General features: G+C 53.0%; 4 protein-coding genes and 1 pseudogene. 3 read left to right on the forward strand and 2 right to left on the reverse strand.

Annotated elements, in window-relative coordinates; translation table 11 throughout:
- Positions 1-216 precede the first annotated feature (216 nt).
- Positions 217-1,677 (forward strand): catalase KatB, encoded by a 1,461-nt coding sequence (gene katB, locus AYI87_RS20175; protein ID WP_144204403.1) that lies wholly within the window; start codon positions 217-219, stop codon positions 1,675-1,677.
- Between the two features lie 141 nt (positions 1,678-1,818).
- Here katB and AYI87_RS20180 read toward each other — a convergent pair whose 3' ends face one another.
- Positions 1,819-2,373, reverse strand: coding sequence for a TMEM165/GDT1 family protein (locus AYI87_RS20180; protein WP_144204404.1), 555 nt, complete (start codon positions 2,371-2,373; stop codon positions 1,819-1,821).
- 618 nt (positions 2,374-2,991) lie between these two features.
- Here AYI87_RS20180 and AYI87_RS20185 point away from each other — a divergent pair.
- A complete protein-coding gene (locus tag AYI87_RS20185) occupies positions 2,992-4,191 on the forward strand; it encodes an aromatic amino acid transport family protein (RefSeq protein WP_144204405.1) in 1,200 nt (399 codons plus the stop codon).
- A gap of 223 nt (positions 4,192-4,414) precedes the next feature.
- Positions 4,415-6,571, forward strand: coding sequence for a S46 family peptidase (locus tag AYI87_RS20190; RefSeq protein WP_144204406.1), 2,157 nt, complete (start codon positions 4,415-4,417; stop codon positions 6,569-6,571).
- Between the two features lie 652 nt (positions 6,572-7,223).
- On the opposite strand, the pseudogene AYI87_RS21480 reads toward AYI87_RS20190, so the two are convergent.
- A pseudogene (locus tag AYI87_RS21480) lies at positions 7,224-7,346 on the reverse strand (IS110 family transposase); the annotation flags it as partial.

Genomic DNA, 7,346 nt, shown 5'->3' on the forward strand with positions numbered 1-7,346 from the left:
AGTGTTTGTAATGAGTGCTTGGAATGAGCGATTAGAGGAGTAGAGCTAATTTGGAGCAGAGCCATGGTCACAATATTTGATGTTATCGAAGACTGGTTGAGCTGACCAGGCCGCGTAAACGAAAAGCTAAATTTATACCTAAACTAATACCGAAATTTTTACCCAGGCTAAGACCCTAGCCGAGGGCCCAACAAGCTAAACAGGATGGAGCGAATTATGACAACCAACTACTTAACCAGCCAAAATGGCGCACCCATTGCGGACGATCAAAACTCTCTCTCTGCCGGCGAGCGTGGCCCGCTACTGCTACAGGACTGGCACCTTATCGAGAAGCTGGCGCACTTTAACCGTGAGCGTATCCCCGAGCGTATCGTCCACGCCAAGGGCACGGGTGTGTACGGAACCTTCACCCTGACCAAAGATCTGAGCGACTACACCATCGCCGACCACTTTAACGGCGAAGGTAAGCAGACTGAGACTTTCGTGCGCTTCTCGACCGTGGGCGGCGAGATGGGTTCGGCCGACGCCGAGCGCGATCCCCGTGGTTTTGGCCTGCGTTTCTACACCAAGCGCGGTAACCACGATATCGTCGGCAACAACACCCCGACCTTCTTCCTGCGTGATGGCATCAAGTTCCCGGACTTCATCCACACCCAGAAGCGTAACCCTATGACTAACCTGAAAGATCCACAGGCGATGTGGGACTTCTGGTCGCTAAACCCAGAGGCGATGCATCAGGTCACCATCTTGATGTCAGACCGTGGTATTCCGGCTAACTACCGTCAGATGCACGGCTACGGCTCGCACACCTTCTCTTTCTGGAATGCCAAGGGAGAACGTTTCTGGGTCAAGTTCCACTTCAAGTCACAGCAGGGCGTGGTTAACCTGACCAACGAGGAGGCGGACAAGCTTAAGGGGATCGATCCCGACTCGTCACAGCGTGATATGGTGGCGGCTATCCAGGACGCTAATTTCCCGCGCTGGACGGTGAATGTGCAGATCATGCCTGAGGCCGATGCCAACACCTATCACATCAACCCGTTCGATCTGACCAAGGTGTGGCCACATGGCGACTACCCACTGATCGAGATAGGTGTGCTTGAGCTTAACCGTCTGCCGCAGAACTACTTCGCCGAGGTGGAGCAGGTGGCCTTAGCCCCGAGTAACCTGGTGCCAGGCGTAGGCGCCTCGCCGGACAAGATGTTGCAGGCGCGTCTGTTTGCCTATGCCGATGCCCAGCGCTACCGTATCGGCGCCAACTATAACCAGTTGCCGGTAAACTGCCCTCATGCGACTCAGGCTAACCATCATCAGCGTGGCGGTGCCATGGCCGGAACCCAGTGCCCCTTCAGTGGCAGTCAGACGGGCGGCGATGCCAGCGCCAACTATGGGCCTAACAGCACTCAGTCTGCCCTGGTGGAGCCGACACAGTTTGCCGAGCCACCGCTGAGACTCGATGGTGAAGCCGACCGTTACAGCCGTTACGACCAGGATGACTACACCCAGGCGGGCAACCTGTATCGCATCTTCTCAGAAGAGGAGAAGGCCAGACTGGCGGCGACCATCTCCGGCTCTCTCAGTCAGGCGAGCATGGATGTGCAGGAGCGCATGTTGGCCCACTTCTTCAAGGCTGATGAAGACTATGGCCAACGCATCAAGCAGGGCTTAGGTTTGTAAGTAAGGTCTGTAAATTAGGCTTGTAGATAACCAGGCGTGTACAGCCTGAAAATAGAAAGCCAGTGATCTGAGTCACTGGCTTTTTGCTATCTGCTCTCTGTTCATGCGCTTAGCTTAAGCCATGCGCCGAGCAGCCTTAACTTAATAGAGCAGGGTAGCCACACCCAGCAGGGCAAACAGGGCGGCGCAGCCACGGTGGATCCACTTCATCGGCAGCTTCTCGGCGCTGAAGTGACCGGCGATCACCACAGGCACGTTGGCGATCATCATCCCCAGTGTGGTGCCCAGTACCACTAGCGGCAGGGCATCATACTTGGCGGCCAGCACGACAGTAGCCACCTGGGTCTTGTCGCCCATCTCGGCGAGGAAGAAGAGAATGAAAGTAGCGATAAAGGGGCCCATCTGATAGAAGCGGCTTTCCTGCGCGTCGACCTTATCGGGTACCAGTACCCAGAGGGCGATGGCAAAGAAGGAGAAGGCGACGATATAGGTGGCCATCTCTGGGCTTATCCAGTTGATAGCCCACTGGCCAACCCAGGCGGCGGCAAAATGGTTTGCCAGGGTAGATAGCAGTATCCCCAGGATAATCGCGGTCTTATTCTTGAATCTTGCGGCGAGGATCAGTGCCAGCAGTTGGGTCTTGTCACCTATCTCGGCGATGGCGACGGTGAAGGTTGAGGCGAGTAATGCTTCCATCATAGTTCCTAAGGGGGCAAAAATTCCAAGCACGATCCGCCGCCCCCTAATGAATGAACGGTAACCGTGCTCAGGTCTTGCAGAGTAAGAGGTGTTCCCCTTACCGTGAGTACCATGGCATGTGGCCAAGTATGTTGACACTCACTCAAGGCAAATGGCTTTGCCTTGTTAGCTACTCCCCTGAAGCAGTGGCGGCCATTATACCCAAATCCTTTTGAGGTGCAAGGAGGTGCCGGCTCGCCTGTGGTGATCACTCTGTAGACAGCTTGTTTCGTGGTTTTTACGCCTTTGTACAAACTTGCATCCGATCAGGCGGCATACCTTGTGCGCCGCCTGTGGCTCTGTTAATGTGCCAAACAGTCAAATTTATAGAGTAAAGGTAGTGATGAAACATACCTATCGATATTGTTACCGATTTAGGCAGCCTCAGGGGCTTAGCTAGATCGTAAGATAGTAAGAGCTAAGCTGTTGAGGCCAACCCGACACGTACTAGGGCAGAGATCCATAGTTCGGTTAGGAGGCTATCGCTTAGTGTGTTTCATGACTAATTCCCGCCTTCGCAGTCGTTCTAAATCTGACCTTCCAAAAAGAGATAATAAATAAAGACAGGACAATTTTGTGAACTTAAAAATGCTTGGCTCTATTGCCATCGTTGCGGGGACCGCAATTGGGGGAGGCATGTTGGCCTTGCCTCTGGCCACTGCTTCATTGGGGACGATTCCAGCCTTACTACTATTAGTGGCGATCTGGGGGGTATCTATCTATACCTCTCTGTTGATGTTAGAGATTAACTTACGTGCCGGTGTGGGGCTGAACGTCCACGCCATCACGGGCAAGACCTTAGGCAAGGTCGGCCAGCTGATCCAGGGCGGCTCCTTCTTGAGTCTGCTATTTGCCCTGACCATGGTCTATCTGATGGGTGGCTCCTCCCTGCTGGAGTCTCGCTTCGAACCCCTGGGGATCAAGGTGAACCACGAGGCGGCAGTATTGCTGTTTACCTTGGTGTTCGGCGGCTTTATCGCCATCGGCGTCTCCTGGATCGATAAGGTCTCACGTCTGCTCTTTAGCGCCATGGTAGCCCTGTTCGTCATCGTGGTACTCTTCCTGCTACCCGAAGTAAGCCCAAGCTATATCCTGCGTGAATCAGCCACCGAATTGGTGTCTAAAGGCGAGCTGGGGAACCTCTGGCTGGCGGCCATCCCCGTGGTGTTTACCTCTTTCGGTTTCCACGTCTGTATCGCAACGATTGTGCGCTACCTGGATGGTGATGCCATGTCGCTGCGTAAGGTGCTCATGATCGGTTCGACCATTCCCTTGGTGTGCTACATCCTCTGGTTGATGGTGACTCTGGGTACTGTGGGCGGCGCGACCGTGTACGGTTTCGAGGGCTCTCTGCCTAAGCTGGTGTCGGCGCTGCAGGGCATCGCCCACTCAGACATTTTACGTCAATGTATCGATTTGTTTGCAAATCTGGCGCTGATCACCTCCTTCCTCGGGGTGACCATGAGCCTGTTCGACTATATTGCCGAGCTGACCCGCGCCAGAGACAACCTGCTGGGTCGCCTGCAGACCTGGTTGATAACCTTTGTGCCGCCGCTGCTGTGCGCTCTCTACTATCCTGATGGTTTCATTAAGGTATTAGGTTTTGCAGCCCTGCCGCTGGTGGTGATGATCATCTTCCTGCCTATCGCCATGGCGCTGGGACAGCGTAAGCAAAATCTGGGCGGTTACCAGGTGAGTGGTGGTCAGTTTGCACTTGCGGCGTCGGCGCTGGTGGGTCTGGTGATTATCGCTGCCCAGCTCTGGGTTGCGCTGTAAAAAGAGGCTGACAATTTGCGCCTAAGCGAAGGGGCAGGGGATTGTTGGAAATACCTGCTTACCTTTTCGCTAATTTGCTAAGCTGTTTGTTACTCAAGAATTTATGATAAAGTCGGGCCATTGCCCGACTTTTTTGTAGGGCTTTTAAGGCTTCATGCGCTGAGGACTTAAAAGGCCATTGGGTATTATAAAAATTTTTATAACGATAAAACGGACTTAGCAAATGAAAAAGTTACTCGTGTCAGTGGCGCTCGCCGCTGCCTTCGGCGCTCAAGCCGATGAGGGGATGTGGCAGCCCTATCAACTGCCTGCCATGGCAGATGAGCTGAAGGCCAAAGGGCTGGAAATCGACGCCAAATCTATCTCTAAACTCACCGAATTCCCCATGAACGCCGTGATCAGCCTAGGTGGCTGTACTGCGTCTTTCGTGTCGCCAAAGGGCCTGGTAGTGACTAACCATCACTGTGCCTACGGCTCGATTCAATACAACTCGACTCCAGAGAAGAACCTGCTAAAAGATGGCTTCCTGGCGAAGAACTATGGCGAAGAGTTACCCGCTACCCCAGGTTCACGCATCTATGTCACCGAAGCCGTGACCAATGTGACCGATGAGGTGAAAGCCGGCCTGGAAAACAAGGTAGGCAATGACTTCTATCAGGGCATCGAAGCCAAAGAGAAGCAACTGGTTGCCCAGTGTGAGGCCGATGACGGCTACCGCTGTCAGGTTTACAGCTTCCACGGCGGCCTGGAGTACTACCTGGTTAAGCAGCTTGAGATCCGCGACGTGCGTCTGGTGTATAACCCGGCGGCCAGCGTAGGTAAGTACGGCGGCGACATCGATAACTGGATGTGGCCACGTCACACCGGCGACTTCTCTTTCTATCGCGGCTATGTGTCGAAAGATGGCAAGCCTGCCGATTTCAGCAAAGACAACGTGCCATACGAGCCTAAGAGCTTCCTTAAGGTGTCGGCCAAGGGCGTGAGTGAAGGCGACTTCGTCATGGTTGCTGGCTACCCGGGTCGCACCAACCGTTATCGCACCGCCAACGAGGTGGAAAACCAGTTTGAGTGGGCCTATCCAGAAGGCAAGATGTTGCGCGAACGCTTCATCGAGATCATCAAGGAAACCGCGCCTGAGGGCAGTGATGAGCGTATCAAGTACGAGAGCCTGATCGCCGGCCTGGCCAACTATGCCAAAAACTTCACCTCGATGATCGAGTTCTATGGTAAGTCGACCATGCTCGACGATCGCAAGGCTCGCGAGGCGGCGCTGACCGCTTGGATCAACAAAGACAGCAAGCGTCAGGCCCAGTATGGCCAAACCATGGCCGAGCTGGACATGCTGATCAAAGAGAGTCAGGAGCATCAGGCCCGCGATATCATCTTAGGTTACATCGGATACACCACCATGCTGCCGACCGCCCGTAGCCTCTACCGTCTGGCTAACGAGAAGCAGCTGGACGACATGGCGCGTGAGCCTGGCTACCAGGATCGCGACATGACCCGCTTCAAGTCGGGCCTTGAACGTATCGACCGTCGTTATGCCCCAAGTGTGGATAAGGCCGTGGTAATGGATCTGCTGACCCGTTACGCCAAGCTGCCGAGCGAAGAGCGTATCCCTGCGCTGGACAAGGCATTCGGCATCGGCAAGAAGTTCGACGCCGCCAAGCTGAGCAAGGTACTGGACAAGATGTACGCCAAGACCGAGCTGGGCGACAAGGCGACTCGTCTTGCCTGGATGGATAAGTCAGTAGCCGATTTCAAGGCCTCTAAAGATCCTTTCATTCAGTTTGCCGTTGCCATGTATGACACTGATATGGCACAGGAGAAGAAAGAGAAGGAGCTGTATGGCAAGCTGATGAAGGTACGTCCTCAATATATGGATGCCATCATCGCCTACAACAAGGAGCTGGGTAAGCCGGTGTACGCCGACGCCAACTCTAGCCTGCGTGTGACAGTGGGTCATGTGAAGGGCTACTCGCCACAAGATGGTCTGGTTGCCGTACCTTTCACTCGCCTGGAAGGCATAGTGGCCAAAGACACAGGTGAAGCTCCGTTCGACGCGCCTAAGAAGCAGCTTGAGTTGATCAAGCAGAAGCAATATGGCGACTACTATGTGAAGTCTATCGACTCTGTGCCGGTGAACTTCCTGTCGACTCTGGATACCACTGGTGGTAACTCAGGTTCACCAACCCTAAACGGCCGCGCCGAGCTTGTCGGTCTGCTGTTTGACGGCGTCTATGAGTCAATCATAGGCGACTGGGGTTACGATACCGACACCAACCGTTCTATCCAGGTAGATAGCCGCTACATGCTATGGGTGATGAAGTATCTGGACAACGCCGACAACCTGCTGGCGGAAATGGAGATTGTTCACTAATTCTAGCGATTAGTGGAGGCGCTTTAGTTACTATTAGCTAGCCATAGGCGCCAGTTTTGAAAGGGCTTAGATGAGAATCTAGGCCCTTTTTTGCGTTAAAGGGGTAACTTTCTTGGTGTTTACTTCTTTGTGTTTAATTGAAATTCATTACCCTTGTTTTAGCGTTAGCCGTTACTGTTATCAATTGCCTGCGGCAGGTGAAGTGCAGGAAGCGCAAATGTCGTGATCACATGGTCGGTGATGTTCCCTACATCACATTGACATTTTCCATGTCCTTATGGGTCAGATGTGAAGGAACGACCTCATGTGCAAACATTCTTTTGGCACGGTGAATGAAGCGAAGCTTCGTGCTTATGAATGAGAGGCATGGATGCCGAACTGGTCGTTATACAGGGATGTTATTCAAGTCCATATATGGACACCTCGATAGATTCAATAGCTAATTTGTTAGTAACAAAAGATATTACTGCATCCGTATATCCGACCTGTTTATGAGCAATTAGAGGCTCTGGCCTTAATGAGAACCGCGCCTCTACGCCTTAACCGTCCCTTCGAACTCTTAGGTTCATGGACTCTCTCAGGTGTTGTAGAGGCCGGTATTACCTGTTGTTACATTACTTTTTAGCAGTACATGGTTTGTTTTACTTACAGGTCAAACCGCTCTGAACTCCGTTTTCTTAAATAGAATAGCCCAAACAATTCTTGCTAACTTGTTAGCCAGTGCGACTGCAGACTTGTGACTGCCTCGCCGTTCGATAAGCGTTTTAACCCAAAC

Source organism: Shewanella sp. KCT (assembly GCF_007636505.1).
Lineage (GTDB): Bacteria > Pseudomonadota > Gammaproteobacteria > Enterobacterales > Shewanellaceae > Shewanella > Shewanella halotolerans.